Annotated in this window: 16 protein-coding genes; 12 read left to right on the plus strand and 4 right to left on the minus strand. The window is 38.9% G+C overall.

The features are described 5' to 3' along the window. Window positions 1-23 precede the first annotated feature (23 nt). The 4 genes from OCU74_RS01255 to OCU74_RS01270 form a co-directional block, all read right to left on the minus strand. Window positions 24-2,186 (minus strand): YjbH domain-containing protein, encoded by a 2,163-nt coding sequence (locus OCU74_RS01255; protein WP_234993602.1) that lies wholly within the window; start codon window positions 2,184-2,186, stop codon window positions 24-26. Window positions 2,187-2,230: 44 nt separating this feature from the next. Further along, window positions 2,231-3,016 (minus strand): capsule biosynthesis GfcC family protein, encoded by a 786-nt coding sequence (locus tag OCU74_RS01260; protein ID WP_087481557.1) that lies wholly within the window; start codon window positions 3,014-3,016, stop codon window positions 2,231-2,233. Continuing rightward, window positions 3,013-3,720: a YjbF family lipoprotein gene (locus OCU74_RS01265; protein ID WP_087481556.1), complete on the minus strand. Its 708-nt coding sequence runs from the start codon at window positions 3,718-3,720 to the stop codon at window positions 3,013-3,015. The genes OCU74_RS01260 and OCU74_RS01265 overlap by 4 nt, the downstream gene beginning before the upstream one ends. Before the next feature lie 79 nt (window positions 3,721-3,799). Further along, window positions 3,800-4,105 (minus strand): hypothetical protein, encoded by a 306-nt coding sequence (locus OCU74_RS01270; RefSeq protein WP_159457435.1) that lies wholly within the window; start codon window positions 4,103-4,105, stop codon window positions 3,800-3,802. An 871-nt stretch (window positions 4,106-4,976) separates the two neighbouring features. Between OCU74_RS01270 and OCU74_RS01275 the strand changes: the two genes are divergently transcribed. From OCU74_RS01275 to OCU74_RS01330, 12 genes are all read left to right on the plus strand, one after another. Next, a complete protein-coding gene (locus OCU74_RS01275) occupies window positions 4,977-6,248 on the plus strand; it encodes a capsule assembly Wzi family protein (RefSeq protein ID WP_159457434.1) in 1,272 nt (423 codons plus the stop codon). A gap of 39 nt (window positions 6,249-6,287) precedes the next feature. After that, window positions 6,288-8,981, plus strand: coding sequence for an SLBB domain-containing protein (locus OCU74_RS01280; protein ID WP_159457433.1), 2,694 nt, complete (start codon window positions 6,288-6,290; stop codon window positions 8,979-8,981). Window positions 8,982-9,064: 83 nt separating this feature from the next. Continuing rightward, the gene (locus OCU74_RS01285; RefSeq protein WP_087481553.1) at window positions 9,065-10,036 is read left to right on the plus strand and encodes a Wzz/FepE/Etk N-terminal domain-containing protein; all 972 of its coding nucleotides are present in this window, start codon (window positions 9,065-9,067) and stop codon (window positions 10,034-10,036) included. 89 nt (window positions 10,037-10,125) lie between these two features. After that, window positions 10,126-10,899 carry a glucose-1-phosphate cytidylyltransferase gene (gene rfbF / locus OCU74_RS01290; protein WP_087481552.1) on the plus strand — a complete coding sequence of 258 codons (774 nt, stop codon included), beginning with the start codon at window positions 10,126-10,128 and terminating at the stop codon, window positions 10,897-10,899. A 5-nt stretch (window positions 10,900-10,904) separates the two neighbouring features. Continuing rightward, the gene (rfbG, locus tag OCU74_RS01295) at window positions 10,905-11,990 is read left to right on the plus strand and encodes a CDP-glucose 4,6-dehydratase (RefSeq protein ID WP_087481551.1); all 1,086 of its coding nucleotides are present in this window, start codon (window positions 10,905-10,907) and stop codon (window positions 11,988-11,990) included. After that, window positions 11,987-13,300 carry a lipopolysaccharide biosynthesis protein RfbH gene (rfbH, locus tag OCU74_RS01300; RefSeq protein ID WP_087481550.1) on the plus strand — a complete coding sequence of 438 codons (1,314 nt, stop codon included), beginning with the start codon at window positions 11,987-11,989 and terminating at the stop codon, window positions 13,298-13,300. Before rfbG ends, rfbH begins: the two co-directional genes overlap by 4 nt. 9 nt (window positions 13,301-13,309) lie before the next feature. Continuing rightward, window positions 13,310-14,149, plus strand: a complete 840-nt coding sequence (locus OCU74_RS01305) for an NAD-dependent epimerase/dehydratase family protein (protein ID WP_087481549.1) — start codon at window positions 13,310-13,312, stop codon at window positions 14,147-14,149. Beyond that, window positions 14,146-15,423, plus strand: coding sequence for a flippase (locus tag OCU74_RS01310; RefSeq protein WP_087481548.1), 1,278 nt, complete (start codon window positions 14,146-14,148; stop codon window positions 15,421-15,423). Before OCU74_RS01305 ends, OCU74_RS01310 begins: the two co-directional genes overlap by 4 nt. Window position 15,424: 1 nt before the next feature. Next, window positions 15,425-16,363, plus strand: a complete 939-nt coding sequence (locus OCU74_RS01315; protein ID WP_087481547.1) for a glycosyltransferase family 2 protein — start codon at window positions 15,425-15,427, stop codon at window positions 16,361-16,363. Between the two features lie 2 nt (window positions 16,364-16,365). Further along, window positions 16,366-17,268 (plus strand): sulfotransferase, encoded by a 903-nt coding sequence (locus tag OCU74_RS01320; RefSeq protein WP_087481546.1) that lies wholly within the window; start codon window positions 16,366-16,368, stop codon window positions 17,266-17,268. Between the two features lie 14 nt (window positions 17,269-17,282). Next, the gene (locus tag OCU74_RS01325) at window positions 17,283-18,065 is read left to right on the plus strand and encodes a class I SAM-dependent methyltransferase (protein WP_087481545.1); all 783 of its coding nucleotides are present in this window, start codon (window positions 17,283-17,285) and stop codon (window positions 18,063-18,065) included. After that, window positions 18,043-19,248 carry a glycosyltransferase family 9 protein gene (locus tag OCU74_RS01330; protein WP_159457432.1) on the plus strand — a complete coding sequence of 402 codons (1,206 nt, stop codon included), beginning with the start codon at window positions 18,043-18,045 and terminating at the stop codon, window positions 19,246-19,248. Before OCU74_RS01325 ends, OCU74_RS01330 begins: the two co-directional genes overlap by 23 nt. The last annotated feature ends 5 nt before the right edge of the window (window positions 19,249-19,253 follow it).

Consider the following 19,253-nt stretch of genomic DNA (forward strand, 5'->3'; position numbering starts at 1 on the left):
TGCAAGATTAAAATTGTTGGCTGTTATTGCGCCGTTGCTTTTGTAAACCAGGGCGAACGGGCATCCGTCATATTGTAAAGTTCGTACTGGCGGTTTAGTTTTTGCCCTCCGTCTCTCATCAACGGTAGCCAGGAAATATTAGCCCGCTGAACACTTGGCTTGACCGTCATAAGATCCAAAGGAATCGAAATGTAAAACCCTTTGGTAAAGCTTCCCTCTCCATATTCTGACGCTGACAGATTTGTTTTGGCTGCAAATACTCCGGCAATGACGCCACTTTCAAACTGTTTAGAAAAATCAACCGTCACGCCTTTATCTTCGGTGAGATATTGTCCGGCACTAATCTTTATTAGCGTATTATCGAAGAGTGACCAGAACTGTGGTTGCCAGTAGAGTGTTGCGTGACCAGTGAATGCACCTGTCTGGACCCGGTAATAGCGGGCAGTCTGGGGGTCAAAATGACGTTCCTCCTTATATAGACTCATCATCGTATCCGGATCTCGTTGTTTCACGTAGTTGCCATCAATACCAAAAGCCCAGTTCTTATTCAGAGGCCGGTAGAGGATCTCCCCGCCGACGCCGGCAAACATGGATTCCAGATAACCACCATAAGTTTGACCATAGAAACTATGGCCGTAATGGTCAAAGTATGTCAGTTGGAGGTTGTCCACACGGAACGCGTGATCATAGTACTGGCGTGTCAGGGTTCTCACTCTTTTTAGATATGTACCGTCGGGAGGAACGGTATATTTATACTTATCATAGTTATCAATAAGATTACCATATAGACCACCGGATAGCTGGAAGTGTTGCCCCAGACGATAACTGCTGGTGGCTTTCACTCCGATGGCATAGAGATAAAAATTCTCGGAGCCGCCGAAAGACTGTTGCAAAGATGGTGTCAGGCCAAACTGCCAGTTTGTATTATCACGAGCTTTAAGTTCTCCTGATGTGGAAGATGGATCTTCGGTTGTTCTGGCATCATCAAAATCGGCCTCCGGATAATTATTTTCAGCAACACGTTGAAAAGCATAAGCATTAACCTGTGTTTCAGTGAGCGGCTGACCGTTTTGTGTTTCAATGATCTTATAGGTATCAACATCTAATCCACTATTGGCAATGATCAGTGCTGCCCGTTCTTCCGCTTCTTTTCTGTTACGATACTTTTGCTGTGTTCCTTCCAGAGTCAACGTTCGGTCATCTTGATCTTGCCGAACCGAAACCTGTTGATAACCAGCGATTTTCTGTACATCGTTAACGAGTTGCTGCCATTCATCATCTGAAAGTGTGCTTTTCCTGGGGTGTGGTTGGTAGTCTGGCCGGGGTTCATCAATCCAGACGGGTTCCAGTTTTGCTAGATTAGTGTTTAACGAAATGCCTGCTGTCAGAATATTCCCCCGTTCATAGCTTAGCCTTAAACGGGCCCAGTCTGCTAACGAATAAACCAAACCAACATTCCATGGCGTGGATACGCTCATGTCTTTTTTCCCCTGAGTCACAGGGAAATCGCTTTGATAGTCATTGCCATCATATTCGAGTTTTAAAATGAGCGGCTCGAATGGGGTCTGGTATTCTATTCCGCCATATACTGAAGAACATCCAGTAAACATACTGCCAAGAGAAATGCTCCCTGCAGAAGTACTGTAGCCTGTGCTTCTGCCACAGTCTGAAGACGTATGATGATTGCCTGACAGGTTGCCTCTGTTGCCGAGATATCCCCAGCCGACTCCCAGGGTAAAGTCGAGTGGGCCAAATTGTTTATTGGCTGCGACAAATTCGCCATCAAATAGCCCGGTGCCGCCAATATCCCGGAATCCGACTGAAATCTGCGGAAGCCAGAAATTTTCTTCAATCAGCCCAAGTTTTGCATCAACTGATTTGTCAGTATATTTTGTGTCGCCACTAAAACTTGCATCGTTACTGTAGAGTAAGTCATGAATTTGGGTATAACGAACGGTGGTCTCCAGCCAAGGGAATAGTTGTAGGGAGATTGAATAATTAATATAGTCATCATTATTTGTGATGTTAAATGCAAGTGCCCCATCTGGCATCATACGTCCGCTAGGCATTTGCATCAGTCCCACGCCTCCAAAGTCAGATTGGGAGTGAGTCAGTGACGGAGTGCTGAACTCATCAGCGTAGGATGTCATTGATGCCAGGCCAAAAATAACTGAGGCAATCGTCATGGATGTATATGTAGAGCGATTCAAATAACCGGATATTTTTTTGATCATGGCAATCTGTTTCTTAGTAGCTCGACAACAAGGTCGTTAGGATTCTGAAGGTGATCATCTGGATAAATAACGGGCAATTCTTCTACGGGAAGAGGGACATAAATGATAGCTCCCGGAGCAATTTCTGAAAATGTCTGGTTCCAATATCCGACACGATGTTTTTCTACTTTTCCATCAGGCTGGATTACAAAAATTTCAGGGATAGTGATATCAACTAACCCAGCTGCCTGAGCATAACTTCTTGCATCAAGACGAGAGCGCCATGGTCGTTTTCCTGGTGTTGTAACCCCACCTAAAACCAGAACATCTTTTGGACTTTTTTTCAGAGAAATAAGCCAGTGTCCTGAAAGTTGAGGATTGAGCCGATGACTTAAACGAGTTGCATCCGGATCGATCGTTTGAAAGATCCTTTTTGCATAATGTAAAGCGTTCAGAGAATCGTTGAGCTGGGACCAGTAATACCAGGAATCATGATATCGCTGGCTGGCAATATCCTGCTGTTTTGTGACGAAAGATAAGACTTGCTGCTTTAAACTATAAGGTACATTTATATCGTATAACCCTGACATCATCCAGTCGGTCGTTTTCCAGTCGGTTCCTGTCTTATCCAGTCCTTGTAAAACAGCTTCATCAAGACGAGGAAGATAGTCAAATTCTATATGTATTTGGGAAGATGATGCGAAGTGAATTTCTACATCCACTGGAGATGATGCATATGAAGCAGGAGTAAATGTTATGCTGACAATTGTTATAAAATAAGAAATGATTTTCCATAAAGTCATTCGTTATTTTCTCCGGCATAAGGTTTACCAACGGATAGCATTATTTTTTCTGAACCTGGAAAAATATGCTGCTCACTTGCTATGACAGCTCCGGTGTGAGGGTTAATCCAGTAGTCGTTTTTATATTGTTGTTTTAATTGGGGAATCTTTACCTCTTCAGTAATATGTAATAGTGATTTTTTCCCATTTGGTAAGTCTTTACTTTCTATATTCCCTATCGTAAATGTAGATACAGCCTGATAATTGGAATGATATCCAGGCAGCCAGCTTATTTTATATTCCCAAATATGTGGCGTCGAATTTTTTTGCAATCCTAACTTGAGTGGATCCATATTTTTTGACTCAAGTTGGATTATATTTCCATCTCTGAGATTGACTGTTTTAACAATTCTACCTGACAATGTTACCAACACTTCATGATTAGCTGATAACCATTTTAAAGCAACAGATTCATTTGGTGATTGTGTTGGTTCTGCCCATGTGAGAATCATCAAAGCTTGTGGGTTGTCTCCCATTTTTACATATAAACTTGCATACGGGAGTTTATCAACTTCTCTCGGAGAAATAAGGTTATCATCTGGTCCTAAGAATGCTGACTGAATCGTATCTGATAGATCTTGTGTACTTTGAGAGCACCCTGCAAGTAAAAGCAAATTAATAATCAACAAGTAGTAATAATGAGAAATACGAGGGAAATTTGTCATATAGGTATAATTGTTAAAATAAACAACAACCGCTGAAAACGGCTGTTGTTTTTATTAAAATAACAGTAAATGACAGCTCTTATTGAGATGAACTCACTGTCGTTGAGGTGTTGTTTGAAGCACTCACGGCGATAGCTGTTGCTGCTACAATAGCTGCTGTTGCTGCTGCGACGGTTGCTGTAACGCCACCTACGGCAGCTCCGGTTGCTGCAGTAACACTACCTGCGGTTACTCCGCCAGCACCTGCTCCGGCACCAGCACCAGCAGCGCCGGCACCACCTGCACCACTTGTACCGCCTCCAGAAACTACGCCAGCTGCTGGAGCGGCAGAAGCAATACCACTGAAAGCAAACATTGCTAACAAAGTAATTGCGGTTTTCTTCATACTTTATCTCCTAGGAAATAACGTTAACATCGATGCTGCTCACAAAAAATACAAGAGCTTATTAAACATAATACACTTTTGAAGATTATGTAAACAAAGCGGATGATTTTAGAATGCGTTGAGTATTTTGTTATTAATAAATTATTTTATATTTCTTAGTGTTACCTTGTGTTGTTGGACCTATATTAAGTTATTTCTGATGAGGTTGTGATTTTAATGATTTGATAGCGAAGCTATAGTTCTATTAGCATGAGAATGCTCATATGGCACAGTAGTTTTTATCATTGTCATGTAACGAAATAATTTTAATCATAAAATTTGCTAAATTTAATTTTCTCTACTAAAACAATGAAACAAAGGTAAAAAAGTTTAAATGTCAGATGGTTCAGTATGGTTAGTCGTTATTAGTAGTTAATTGTGAGCCGCCAGTTACGGTATACACATGTCGCAATAAGTTTTTCTCATGAATACAGTAAACAGAATAATTCTGATGTATCTACATGTCAGAGTAGACTTTTTCGACATCTATTTTTGACTACTGATGATTGTCCAGGCTGATTAATCATAAGCATTATTTTTAAGATTTTTAAACACCTTTGCGGACTGATACCGATGAGCGTTTATTCTCTCTATGATTAGGTATTTGTGTCGTACTCAAGGATGAGCTTTTAATAATGCTTTCTGGGAAGCCGACCCAAGGGCGGTAGCGTGCTTATCCTAATCCTCTTCACTTCATAAGACGAATGCCACTATCGGTTTGGCGTTGGATTTCATTACTGTCAGGGACATGATTCTGCGATTTTATTCATTCTGTATAGCACTTTTGCCTCTGCTTTTTTCTCCTGAAAATGAGGCAGCACCATGGATTTCAATGGATGATCCTTATCTGAGAGCGGACTTACAGATGTTGGCTGATGCCGGTCTTATTTCTGTTCCTATTCATTCTTATCCGATGCGCTGGTCTCGTATTGAGGCTGATTTACAACTGATGAGAATGATCCAATTACCTCCATCACTAAATCAGGCATATGAACATCTCAGTTATGCTTTGGAACGAGCCATGACTGGGCATGGGAGGAGACATGTCCACCTGTCTTACGCAGACCATTACCGAAATGATGAAAGTTTTGCGGCTCCGGCGACAACACATTGGCAAATAAAGTCGAGTTATGAATTTGTTGGGAGAGAGTACGCTCTGCGTGTTGCTGCAAACTATCAGCGTTCTCCCGATGAATCAGGCAAGGAAGACTCTGATTATGGGCTGGATAGCAGTTATCTGGCTGCTAGTTGGGGAAATTTAAGTGCGACTCTGGGGAGTCTGCAACATTGGTGGGGGCCGACCTGGATTTACAATTCGGTCTGGGGGCATACTCGCAGAACAGTTCCCGGCTTTAATTTAGCATACGACGCTTATGAGTGGCCCATCTTGGGGAGCTGGCATGCTGAAACTTTCTGGGGATTCAATGAAACTCAAAACAGTAATCATAAACAGTGGGCCAATCGATTTGAGTTTAGTCCGGTAAGCCGGCTGAATATAGGTTTCGTTCATCAGAAATGGTTTGAGAAACATGACTGGGATGGATATCTGACTGGTTCAATACAACCCCAAGATGGTGAACAGGAACAATATAGTACTGATATCCGGTTGAGTTTACCTGTACTCAATGTTGGAACAGACTTGACTCAAAGTATTTATGTCCAGGGGACCAGTTTAGTCAATGAGCACTCACTCGGTTCCTTAGTGCTGGGGTGGCAGAGCCAGTTTGATCTGGGAGAGCAATCTTTGCGCTGGGTTGCTGAAGTGAAGCAACTGACTAATGAAGCAAAACAGCAGTGGCGAAATATGCTGTCTGACCGGACTCAAATGGCAGGATTGCACTATTACCAGCCGATAAATGGTACTGATATCGGGGAAGCAAAATCACTGAAGTTACTTTGGATAACGCCGAATAGCTGGGAACTGACATTACAGGGGCAAAGCTATCACTATGCTTATCAAAAAACACAAGAAAAATTTACTACCTATGTGCGTTTGCCGTTGGCAAATAGCCGTCTGACTTTTGGCTCTGATTACACACCTGATACAACAAGCAGTCAAACAGATAAATGGAACTACTGGGCTACCTGGGATTTTCGTTTCTAACTGATTCATTATTAATTGATCGGATGTTGGATGAACTTGATGAGATATCTTCTATTCAAATTAGTCACAATTTTTTTAATCTCCCTTAGTTCTGCTTCCTGGGCGGCAAACTTTACTGCATCACAGATTGATCTGTTGAAGCAATTGCCTCCGGCACAGCAAAAAGCTCTGGCTTTACAGTATGGTATCGATTTATCTACATTGCGTGGTGAGTATTCTGACACTGAGCACTCGGTACCTGTGCAAACAATACAACCGAGATCAGTAAACAAGTCCGACGATTCTCAGACTGATTTACAGCAAGAGGATAATGCTTCCCCTGATGAGTCCGGGCCGTTGTCCGACTTCGGATATGAGTTGTTCGCCGGTCAGCCTTCCAGCAATACTCCTATTGATGATTTACCTGTCCCCAACAATTATTTGATTGCTTCCGGTGATGAAATTGATGTCCAGCTATTTGGTAGTCAGAACAACAATTACAGCCTTAATGTTTCCCGGGACGGCAGCATTCAGTTTCCGGAATTAGGTCCGATTCATGTTGCCGGACAGACTTTCAGTGAGTTGAAAGCCAATCTGACTGAACGGATTAAAAAACAGATTCTGGGTGTTGATGTAGCCATTTCACTTGGCTCATTACGGACCATGCAGGTTTATGTGACGGGAGATGTTTATCGTCCGGGAGCCTATAACATTCCAAGTCTGGCAACTGTCACACAGGCATTGATTGCTGCCGGGGGATTCAATAAAAGTGGTTCATTAAGAGATATTACGGTTCTCCGGGATAATAAAGTTGTTACACGGCTGGATTTGTACCGCTTGCTATTAGAAGGAAATAAGCAAAACGATATTCGCCTGCAGTCAGGTGATACTGTATTTGTTGGTCCCAAAGGTGCTTCTGTTCGTATTCAGGGGAAAGTCCGCCGTCCCGCGATTTATGAAATTGAGTCTGGAACAACAATTGGTCAGCTAATAAAACAGGCTGGTGGCAGTAAAGCGAGTGCCTACTTACTTAAAGTGAAGATCAAACGCTACCGGGATAATGGCATACATGTCCATACGCTGGATGTGACGAAAGCAAAAGATAAGCAGTTTGTACTTCAGGATGGTGATGAAGTCACGGTTAGTCCGGTGGGTGATGTCTTAAAGAACTCGGTGATTGTCCGGGGAGCTGTAATCCGGCAGGGAGCATATGCATACCACACAGGAATGAAGATTTCTGATTTATTCGTTTCATCTGATGACCTGATGCCTAATGCTGATCTGGATTATGCACTGGTCGTGCGCGAACTAAGTCATAAACACAATGTAAAAGTTTTACAGTTTAGTATCAATAAAGCAATAAATGCTGTGGGAGCTCCGGACAATTTGGAGTTGTCATCGGGGGATCAGGTTTTGGTCTTTGCAACGGATCTGTCACTAGATAACTGGCAGGCTGAGCCGGTAAAACGTGATTTGTCATTGCCTGATAGGTCATCTACCCGTTCTTCAGCGGATAGTTTGGATAGCCCTGATGGTTCCGTAAACAAGGAAAAGAACCATAAGAAGGATACCACTCGTGATGCTTTAACCGGAGTGACCCTGGTCTCTGAAAAAGAATCGATGTTGGCTGTTAAAGATAGTGAAGTTGATAATCAGGAGCAACAACAACATGAACCGGCATCCAGAGTTCGGTTATTAGAACCTTTAATTGCCCGCTTGAAATTGCAGGCAGTCAATGGGGAAAAAGTCAAAATATATGAAATTAGTGGTGCTGTCCGTTACCCGGGAGTTTATCCGCTTGTTGAAGGCGGAAGGTTAAGAGATGCAATTGCCGCCGCGGGAGGGCTGTTGGAATCGGCAGCGAAAGATCAGGCTGAATTGTCGCGGGTCATTCTTATGCCTGGAAGTGTTTCGCTGAATCACCAGAAATTTGATTTGCTGAAATCACTGACCAACCCGGATGATAACTTTCTGCTGGAATCAAAAGACCGGATTGATATTCAACGTAAAACGAACTGGAAAACGGATAATGTTGTTGAAATTCAGGGTGAGGTAAGACACCCGGGTAATTATACCATTAATCAGGGAGAGACAATTGTTGATTTGGTGAAGCGTGCCGGAGGGCTTTCCCGGTTTGCCTACCCGCAAGGGGCAGTATTCAGCCGGGAGATTCTGCGTATTCAGGAACAACAACGGATGAAGATGGTGACGAATAATCTCCGGCAAGAGATCGCTTCGCTGACTCTTCGGCGACAAAGTAGCGCAGCAACTTATACATCATCTCCGACTGAAGCCTTAAAGGTTGTCGATGATTTATCTAACATTCCAGCCGTCGGGCGGTTAGTGATCGACTTACCTAAAATTTTAGAAGGCCGCTCCCATGTAAAAATCATGCTTGAAGGTGGCGATAAACTCTACATTCCTCCCAAACGAAATACGATTTCAGTATTAGGACAGGTGCAGATATCCAGTAATTTCACTTTTGATCCAAGTTTATCGGTAGATAAATACATCGATTTGGCCGGCGGAGAGAAAAAACAGGCAGATACAAACCGCGTTTATGTCATTCGGGCAAATGGTGCTGTTATGTTACCGAATCAGTCTCACTGGTTTGTTCGTTCGGAAAAACCGTTGGAACCGGGAGATACCATTGTTGTTCCGATTGATACTGATTATCTGGATGGTTTGAGTACATTTAGTACGGCAACACAAATGATGTATCAGATTGGCGTGGCGTGGAATGCGGTTAAATGATCGGGTGTTTTCTGGCAATCAATACTGGTTGTGAATTGACGATGACGAGACTGTTTTTGAAATCAGAAGGGCTGTGACCATTTATGACTGAATATGAAAGCCGACAAGTTACCGATATTCCGGTATTACCACAGACAAAGACGGAAGAAGAGATTGATCTCAGCGTTTTGTTTACTGTGTTGTGGCGCGCAAAATGGTTCATTATCGCCTGCACACTATTTTTTGCGATAGCTGGGGGAATTTATGCTTTTATGAAGCCAGATATCTATCGGGCGGATGTTCTTCTTACACCAACAACAACTGATTCGGGATCTCAACTGGAGTCTGTTGCCAGCAGACTGGGCGGATTAGCATCACTGGCGGGAATTGGGGTCGGTAGTGGTTCTTCAGGAGTACAGAAGGCGTTGTATGCCTTGCAGGTGCTTCAATCCCGGAAGTTTATTGGAAACTTTATTCAGAAACATGACCTGTTAGTTCCGTTAATGGCAGCCAAAGGATGGGATAAAGAGAATGGTGAATTAATTTATAACTCCGATATGTATGATGTGAAACACCATCAATGGGCAAGTAAAGAAGGAAGAGTATTCAAACCGAAATTACTTGTTGCTACCCACTATTTTAAGCGAGAAATACTGCAGATTGATATTGATACCGAGGCAAAAATGGTTACGGTCAGTATTGATTTCTATTCCCCATATATTGCCCAACAGTGGGTGAACTGGTTGGTCGAAGATTTGAATCATGAGATCCGCTTTCAGGATATGACCGATGCTCAGAACAGTATCGATTATTTAAATCAACAAGTACTTCGGACCAGTTTGGCAGATACTCGTTCAATGCTCTATCAATTGATCGAACAGCAGACGAAGAAATTAATGTTGACCAAAGTACATCAAGAATATGTCCTTAAAACGGTAGACCCGGCTGTTGTTGCTGCGGGGCCAGCAAAACCAAGACGATTACTGTACATCGCCGTTGCATGTGTATTGGGTGGATTTATTGCTGTATTGATGGTCTTTATCAGGCAGTTTATTCGAAATAATCGGAAAAATTAAAAAAATATCATCAGCATGACGTTTTGTTCGGTAATTCTCATATCAATAAATTTATTACGTCAGCAATTTAATAATTATTGGAGTAATTTATGAAAGCTGTGATTTTAGCTGGTGGGTTAGGTACTCGGCTCAGTGAAGAAACAGTAATCAAGCCAAAGCCAATGGTTGAAATCGGAGGAAAACCTATTCTTTGGCATATTATGAAAATATATTCTCACTATGGGGTGAATGAATTCATTATCTGCTGTGGTTATAAGGGATATGTGATTAAAGAATATTTCGCGAATTATTTTATGCATATGTCGGATATCACTTTCGATATGGCAAAGAATGAAATGCATGTCCACCATAAACGGGCAGAACCCTGGAAAGTTACATTAGTTGATACCGGGGAAAACTCAATGACTGGAGGTCGGCTGAGACGTGTTCGGGAATATATTCAGAATGAGCCTGAGTTTTTCTTTACTTATGGTGATGGCGTTGCAGATATAAATATAGCAAAGACATTAGATTTTCATCGTTCCCATGGAAAACTCGCTACGCTCACAGCTACCTATCCACCTGGTCGTTTCGGGGTTCTCACTATTGAACGAAATGCTGTTCGTTCTTTTCAGGAAAAACCCAAGGGAGATGGAGCGATGATCAATGGTGGATTCTTTGTCCTCTCCCCAAAAGTGATCGACCTGATTGAGAATGATCAGACGACATGGGAGCAAAGTCCACTGAATCAGTTGGCTGCTGATGGGGAACTGATGGCTTACAGTCACGACGGTTTCTGGCAACCCATGGATACCCTGCGGGATAAAGCTAAACTTGAAGAATTATGGGAGACTCACAAGGCTCCATGGAAGTTGTGGGAGTAAATCGCATGACTGATCCATCCTTCTGGCAAGGGAAGAGAGTATTCATTACAGGTCATACTGGCTTTAAAGGTAGTTGGCTGACATCGTGGCTGGTTTTAATGGAAGCGAGAGTAAAAGGGTTCTCTCTGGGAGTTCCAACCACACCAAGCCTGTTTCACATCGCAAAGCTTGATGAAGTGTGTTCAGAACATCAGATTGGTGATATCCGTAATTACCAGCAACTCTGTCAGGCTATAAAAACGTTTCGTCCTGATATTGTGATTCATATGGCGGCTCAGCCATTGGTTCGATATTCCTATGATAACCCTATTGAAACTTACCAGAGCAATGTTATGGGAACTGTTCATCTGTTGGATGCTATCCGCCAGGTTGACTCTGTCCGTGCGGTTGTATGTGTAACAAGTGATAAGTGTTATGAAAACCGTGAATGGGTTTGGGGATACCGTGAAGTTGAACCCATGGGAGGATATGACCCTTATTCGAATAGTAAAGGTTGTTCGGAGTTGGTTATCAGTGCTTATCGCAATTCTTATTTTAATCCTGATGATTATGCCAGACATGGTGTTGCGATTGCATCTGCCAGAGCCGGTAATGTTATTGGTGGTGGAGACTGGGCATCAGATCGGTTAATTCCTGATGTACTGCGGGCGTTTGAACAAAAGCGGGAAGTTGAAGTTCGTAGTCCGAACGCTATTCGTCCCTGGCAACATGTACTTGAACCTTTATCCGGATATCTGAAACTGGCCGAACAATTATATGAACACGGTGCTGATTTCAATGGTGGATGGAACTTTGGTCCGGATAGTACAGATGCCCGAACTGTCCGATATATTGTCGATAGGCTGGCGCAGTTATGGGGAGATGGTGTGTCATGGAGAATGAAGGAAGGCGTTCATCCTCATGAAGCACATTATCTGAAATTGGATTGTTCCAAAGCCACTCAGTTACTTGATTGGCATCCTTGTTGGAGCCTATCTAAAAGTCTGAAAAGAATCGTGGACTGGCATCATGCATGGCTGGCCGGTGAGAATATGCAACACTATAGTCTGAATGAAATCAGAAGTTATATCGAGAGCAGGGATGACGCATGACCGAGCAAAAACTACGAACTCAAATCGCAGACTTAGTGAGTCAATATGCTAAGCAAAAATATCAGGATAAGGCCTTTAACCCAGGTTTAGATGTCATTCCTCCTTCAGGTAAAGTTCTCGGTGAAGAAGAACTTCAGTATATGGTTGAAGCTTCTTTGGATGGCTGGTTAACGACTGGGCGGTTTAATCAGGCATTTGAGAAAAAATTAGGGGAATTCTTTGGCGGAGGTCATGTATTAACAACGACATCAGGTTCCTCTGCTAATTTATTGGCGATGACTGCACTCACATCGCCGAAACTGAAAGATCGCGCACTTAAGCCCGGTGATGAAGTGATTACTGCAGCTGCTGGATTTCCGACAACTGTGAACCCTATTATTCAGAACGGGTTAGTTCCGGTTTTTGTTGATGTTGATATACCAACTTATAATGTCGATGCCCGGTTGGTTGAAGCTGCTGTAAATGAAAAAACTAAAGCAATCATGATTGCCCACACATTGGGAAACCCTTTCAATTTAGCTGAGATTAAGATGATTGCCGATAAATATAAGCTCTGGCTTATTGAAGATTGCTGTGATGCCTTAGGAACATTGTATGATGGCAAACTCGCCGGTACTTTTGGTGATATTGCGACAGTGAGTTTTTATCCGGCTCATCATATAACAATGGGAGAAGGTGGTGCTATTTTCACTCAATCCGGTAAATTAAGACGAATTATTGAATCATTCCGAGATTGGGGACGGGACTGTTACTGTGATCCCGGATGTGATAACACCTGTGGGCAGCGCTTTTGCCAACAGCAGGGCTCTTTACCATATGGTTATGACCATAAGTATACCTATTCACATTTAGGCTATAACCTTAAAATTACCGATATGCAGGCCGCATGTGGATTGGCACAACTTGACAAACTTCCTGAATTTATTCAACAGCGTAAGAACAACTTTATCTATCTGAAAAATGGACTACAGAGTTGTACTGAGTTTATTGAATTGCCCGAAGCAACAGACAATTCAGAACCTTCTTGGTTTGGTTTCCCTATTACTTTAAAAGAAAATTATGGGGTTGGACGTGTTGAACTCATTCAATTCTTAAATGAAGCAAAGATAGGGACTCGGTTACTGTTTGCAGGAAATCTAACGCGTCAACCATATTTCTCTAATATACATCATCGAGTTGTAGGGAGTCTGACTAATACAGACAGAATTATGAATCAGACTTTCTGGATTGGTATCTACCCTGGACTAAACTCTTCTCACCTTGATTATATTATCGAAAAATTTAAAGATTTCTTCGGGTTAAACTTTTGATGGTTTGATATGAGAATTTTACTTCTGGGGGCAAATGGCTACCTTGGTCAGCATTTAAGTCAGTGTTTATCCAAGACTGAATCTGTTTTAGGTTTAGTGAGACGTTCTTTCTACAGTGATTACTGTAACATAGTGAATTTAAATAATGAAAAATGGGAAGATATAATTTTAGATTTCGAACCTGAATTAATTGTTAATACAATCACATGTTATGGGAGGTATGGAGAGTCTGCTGAGAAAATATTGGATGCAAATGTAACCTTGCCTATAAAAATAATATCTAGAATATCAGAAGAAATTAAAAATTTCACATTTATTAATTGTGGGACAAGCTTACCCAGAGAAGTGAATCTGTATGCTCTGACAAAATGTCAACTGGATGAACTTCTTATCTATTACTCGCATATGCGTGGGTTTAACTATATTAACTTGAATTTGGAAGGATTCTATGGAGTAGCATGTCAGAACTCATTCATTAATCATATTTTTAAACAATGTATACGTGGTAACGATATTAACCTAACTCTAGGTGAACAATATAGAGACTATATATATATAGAAGATCTATTATCAGCTATTACAACTATCATTCAAAATATTTCAAAAGTAAAAGTATATAAAAAAATAGATATTGGAACTGGACATCCAATACAGATAAAGGAGCTAGTAAGTAAAATATGTAAATTGACTAGCTATAACAAAGAGCCTCGATATGGTGTATTAAAGTATCGAGAAAATGAGTTGATGTATAGCTGTCCAGATATCAGTATATTATCTGGTTTAGGTTGGAAGTCATTATATGATATCGATAGTGGTTTGTCTGATTTGTATTCGAAAGAGTTTAAATGACAGATCTTAATAACAAGAATGTTATTCATTCTATATTCAATTCGGGATGGCTTATTTTTGATAAAGTCACCAGATTGATTTTAGGAATTCTTGTTAATATATATTTGGCAAGAAAAATGGGGGCAGAGTATTATGGTGAAATTAGCTATGCTATTGCCTTTGTTGCATTCTTTGATGCAATCAACCTTTTAGGGTTAAACCAGATTGTTGTCAGAGATTTAAGTCAGTCTAAAAATAATAAAAAATTCATACTAGATGTAACAATATCACTAAGACTTATTTCTGCGATATTAAGTATACTTTTAAGTGTTACGTTTGCCTTTGTTTTAGGAAAAAACATTACAGCAATTGCAATTGTATCTTGTGGTCTAATACTTTCACTAGGGAATGTGTGTGACTTATTCTTCCAAAGTGAAATTAAAAGTAAGTATACAGTTATAGCTAAAATAATAGCTTATGTTTTTTCATCTCTATTTAAAGTTGTTGTTATATGGTATGGTGGTGAAATTTCTCTTTATTTGTTCGCTATTCCATTAGAAGTTACGGTAATAAGTTTTATTTTAATCTATCTGCTCTATAGCAAGTATAAATTAAAGTTCACTATACAATTACCTCGCTTTCAATGTGATGGCTATTATATCTCAATATTAAAAGAATCCTTACCTTTAATGATTTCTAATTTGGCTGTTATAACTTTCATGCGTTCTGGGATTATGACTGTAGAGTATTTTTTAGGGAGCCGATCTGTAGGATTGTACTCTGTAGGGGCGAATCTTGCTGAAATGATATTTTTTATACCAGGAATCATAATTACAAGCTTTTCACCTATTTTGGCAAGTTTATCTAAGAATAACAAAGAAAGGTACTTTCTATTGTACCAGCGCTTAATGTTTGTTTTTTGGTGGGGAAGTCTTGCTAGTATATTGATCTATGGGAGTTTATTATACTATTTGATCCCTATCTTGTATGGTGATGATTTTATTTTAAGTAAAGATGTTTTCATTTTACACTTATTATCTTTTCTACCTGTTTGCATGGGGTGCTGCCAGACGATTTGGGTGATAAATGAGCGCAAACCCCAGATAATACTAATTCAAACTATAGTCGGTGCATTATTGTCTTTGATATTAAATGTTTACTTTGTTCAATCTATAGGAGTTATCGGTGCTCCAATTGCAATATTGATAGCTCAAGTGGTTCAATCATTTATAGTTAATTATTTTTTCTGTAAAGATTTATTTTTATTCACTTTTCGATCGCTTCTATGGAGATAATATGTTAAGTATCTGTATTCCAACTTTGAATAGGCCATATTATTTATATAAGGCTATCTATTCTATATATACTCAAAAAGAACATTCTTTATCTTTTGAGTTATGTATATCAAATAATAATTCAGATGTTGATTATAGTGAAGTGGAGAAATATATCCAGGATTTGAGTAGTAAATATGGAAATATAAATTACGTCAGTCAGGATTCTCGTCTTTCTATAGATGAGCATATGCATTATGTTATTAACATGTCTCATGGAGATTATGTCTACATGTTAGGCGATGATGACTTTTTTAAAAATGATGCTTTTATCATATTGAGCCATCTGATTAGTGATCATGTAGATTTTGCATTGGTCAATTCAAACTGGATTGATGGACAAGGCCGATTTATTTCTACAGCTCATAGAGAACCTATATATTTGGATAACATCTCTAAGTATGAGAAATATCTATATTTATATAATAAGTGTACTTATGGTGCTCTCCTAGTTAAAAAATCTCTTTTTCATGATGATGATTTTATCAGGTTATATACTACATCTCATGCTTATTGTTGTTTCTGGATTTCTCTATTAAATAATAATGAACCAAAGAAGATTGTTTTCCAGAATGGTAAGCCTGTTGTTAACTTAAGAGCTGCTGAAAAAAATTATAATCTAGTGAATGTTATTTTTAATGATGTTCATCTGCTTTTTACTAAGTTAATTGATAGTATAGAGGATGAAGAAGGGAAGTATTATATTAATGAAGCATATAAAAGATATAAAAAACGAAACTCAAGTGTACGTTTTTTATGTGGTCTACAGAAAAAGGGAGTAGTTATATCCCAGATTAACTATTCTGATGACACTAATAATTCTTTTTACTTTAAAATAAAGAAACTATTGTCATATACTATATTTAAATTACTTACTCTTTCTAAAGTTGTTAATGTTTAATTATGATGAAAATTGACTTTATTGTAGCTGGTGCAGCTAAATCTGGTACAACATCTTTGTTTCACTACTTAAACTCTCATCCAAGAATTTTTATTCCTAGTGTTAAAGAATGTAGATTTTTTTCTAAATTAGATAAGAATTTCAAAGGACTTGGTGCCGAATACTATAGTAATGAAGGTATCACTGATGATGATGACTATAGAGAATTATTTGTAGGTAATGAGGATAAGATCTGTGGTGATATATCAAATGACTATTTATATTATTCTACGAGAAGTATAGAAAATATAAAAAAATATGTAGGAACTCAAGTTAAAATCATCATCATCTTGAGAAACCCTGTTGAGCGAGCATTCTCTAGCTATATGCATCATATTCGAGAAGGGTGGGAAGTTTTATCTTTCCGTGAAGCTTTAGAGCATGAAGACCAGCGTTTTGCTGATAACTGGGGATGGACATATCATTTCAAGAGAGCTGGTTTATATAGTCAATCTGTGAAGGCTTATATTGATAATTTTAATAATATAAAGATATATACTTATGAAGATCTTAAACACTTAGATTGGTTGATGAGCGATGTTTTTTCCTTTTTAAATGTTGATCAGAATATTATTGATCTACATAGTAAAGAGAAATTTAATAAATCAGGAAGGCCAAGATTTAGATTTATTAATGATTTATCGAACGGTAGAGGAAGAGTTGCAAATGTTATTAAACCAGTAGTGAAAAAACTAATGCCGACACCGTTAATAAGTAAGATAAAAAGAAAAATTAAAAATGTAAATCTAGTTCATGAATCGATAAGTTATGAGGATAGAAATTATTTAATGGATTTTTATAAAGATGATATATGTGAGCTTGAAAAAATCATTGATAGAGATTTATCTGGCTGGTTAGAAAAATAACTTCTGGTGACTTCATGTGTAAATGTCCTATCGACTCCAATACAGTTGATTTCATTTTTCAAGAAAAAGTTTTGGGGAAATATAATGTTAATTATTATAAATGTGAGCACTGTGGTATTATAAAGACTGAGACACCTCATTGGCTTGATGAAGCATATAGTGATGCAATTGCTGGTTCAGATATCGGCTTATTGGAAAGAAATAATTATAACTCTAAAATGGTTTTGACGATATTAAGTCTTCTTAATCGTATTCATGACAGAGTTGTTGATACTGCTGGTGGGTACGGGATTTTAACACGATTATTACGTGATAGAGGTATTCATTGTTATTCTTCTGACAAATATTGTACCAATATGTTTGCGAGTGATTTTTGTGGTGATGACACTCAGGATGTTAAAGTTTTATTAGCATTTGAAGTGATGGAACATTTACCTGACCCTTTGGCTTTTTTAAATGAAACTCTATTTAAATATGATCCTGAGTTGTTGATATTTTCAACTCAAACTTTTACTGAAACTCCTCCTGAAAATTGGTGGTATTATTCATTTCATACAGGGCAGCATATCATATTTTATCAACCTAAATCACTAGCCGTGCTAGCAGATAAACTTGGTTTTAATTATTATATGATTAATGATTCGTATCATATTTTCTCTAAGAACAAAATAAGTAAATTTAAGTTTTTTCTTATAAAAAATAAAATAACCAGAATGTTTTTAAATGTTGTTTTTGAAAGAACTGCAAAACCCAGAAGCCTTTTGCAGAGTGATTATGATGAGATTATATCTAAGTAATAAATATATGGTTAGTATAAGAAGGCTTGCTATAAATTTTTACTATCTTTTGATATTTAATATTTCGCGATTATACTCGATTCTAGCAAATAATTTTAATGTGAATAATAGCCCTTCTTCTGATAATCCTGTTCTAGTTATTTTGAAACCAGATGCAATGGGAGATTATGTATTATTTAGAAATTTTATATATTGCCTTAATACATGTGGTTATAAAATAGTTTTAATTGGTAATGATTCATGGGAGGAGTTTTTACGAACTTATGACGCTATCTATATCGATACTTTTTTTCCATTGAACCGTAATAAATTTATAAAAAATTTTATATATAGGACTAAACAGCTATCTCAATTTGGAATGCTTAAGAATGTAGAAAAAGTTTTGTATCCCTGCTATAGCAGGGAGAGTTATGTTCTTGAAGATATTGTTAAAGTTATTCCTGCATCCTGTAAGATAACATGGTTTGGTGATACATCGAATCAGAGTAATAAATGTCGTGAAAATAGTAAGTCTTTATATACTGATCTATATCAGGATGATGGTGATATTATTTTTGAATTTGAAAGAAATCGTCAATTTTTCTCACGATTTATCGGTAGAGACTTATCTCATATAGAACCATCCCTCAGTATAACATCTGAGAAATCTTTATCTTTGCCTGAGCGATATGCATTTATTTTTCTTGGGGCAAGTGCTAGCTTTCGTCAGTGGCCCGTTGAAAAATATGCTGAAGTTGCAAAGCATGTTCACAATGTCTACGGGCTCAGTATTGTTTTAGGTGGACCTCCTAGCGATTTATCTATTGGGAACGAATTAGAAAATAAGCTATGTAATTTAGGCCAGTGTTTAAATTTTGTAGGAAAAACTAGCCTGATTGAATTGGTAGAATTGATTGCTCGATCAGCCCTGCTTATTTCTAATGAAACTGCTGTTCCACATATTGCGGTGTCTTTACGGCACCATAATATATTTGTCGTTTCTAATGGTAATCATTATGGGCGATTTACACCCTATCCTTATCATATATGTAACCGTTATTTCGCTATATATCCTCCCGAATTAGAGGAGATGAGTGACGAAAGTGAGCGGATTTCAGCTTTCGGGCGTGGTAGCCAACTTAATATTCGCACGATCTCACCACAACGTGTCATTCGGGAAATTACTGAACACATCGAACTATAGATTCT

Source organism: Vibrio mangrovi, from assembly GCF_024346955.1.
GTDB lineage: Bacteria > Pseudomonadota > Gammaproteobacteria > Enterobacterales > Vibrionaceae > Vibrio > Vibrio mangrovi.

Excerpts from the sequence above, each read along its gene's own strand:
- OCU74_RS01255 (WP_234993602.1), bottom strand. The coding sequence starts at position 2,186 with ATGACGATTGCCTCAGTTATTTTTGGCCTGGCATCAATGACATCCTAC.
- OCU74_RS01260 (WP_087481557.1), bottom strand. The coding sequence starts at position 3,016 with ATGACTTTATGGAAAATCATTTCTTATTTTATAACAATTGTCAGCATA.
- OCU74_RS01265 (WP_087481556.1), bottom strand. The coding sequence starts at position 3,720 with ATGACAAATTTCCCTCGTATTTCTCATTATTACTACTTGTTGATTATT.
- OCU74_RS01270 (WP_159457435.1), bottom strand. The coding sequence starts at position 4,105 with ATGAAGAAAACCGCAATTACTTTGTTAGCAATGTTTGCTTTCAGTGGT.
- OCU74_RS01275 (WP_159457434.1), top strand. The coding sequence starts at position 4,977 with ATGGATGATCCTTATCTGAGAGCGGACTTACAGATGTTGGCTGATGCC.
- OCU74_RS01280 (WP_159457433.1), top strand. The coding sequence starts at position 6,288 with ATGAGATATCTTCTATTCAAATTAGTCACAATTTTTTTAATCTCCCTT.
- OCU74_RS01285 (WP_087481553.1), top strand. The coding sequence starts at position 9,065 with ATGACTGAATATGAAAGCCGACAAGTTACCGATATTCCGGTATTACCA.
- rfbF (WP_087481552.1), top strand. The coding sequence starts at position 10,126 with ATGAAAGCTGTGATTTTAGCTGGTGGGTTAGGTACTCGGCTCAGTGAA.
- rfbG (WP_087481551.1), top strand. The coding sequence starts at position 10,905 with ATGACTGATCCATCCTTCTGGCAAGGGAAGAGAGTATTCATTACAGGT.
- rfbH (WP_087481550.1), top strand. The coding sequence starts at position 11,987 with ATGACCGAGCAAAAACTACGAACTCAAATCGCAGACTTAGTGAGTCAA.
- OCU74_RS01305 (WP_087481549.1), top strand. The coding sequence starts at position 13,310 with ATGAGAATTTTACTTCTGGGGGCAAATGGCTACCTTGGTCAGCATTTA.
- OCU74_RS01310 (WP_087481548.1), top strand. The coding sequence starts at position 14,146 with ATGACAGATCTTAATAACAAGAATGTTATTCATTCTATATTCAATTCG.
- OCU74_RS01315 (WP_087481547.1), top strand. The coding sequence starts at position 15,425 with ATGTTAAGTATCTGTATTCCAACTTTGAATAGGCCATATTATTTATAT.
- OCU74_RS01320 (WP_087481546.1), top strand. The coding sequence starts at position 16,366 with ATGATGAAAATTGACTTTATTGTAGCTGGTGCAGCTAAATCTGGTACA.
- OCU74_RS01325 (WP_087481545.1), top strand. The coding sequence starts at position 17,283 with ATGTGTAAATGTCCTATCGACTCCAATACAGTTGATTTCATTTTTCAA.
- OCU74_RS01330 (WP_159457432.1), top strand. The coding sequence starts at position 18,043 with ATGATGAGATTATATCTAAGTAATAAATATATGGTTAGTATAAGAAGG.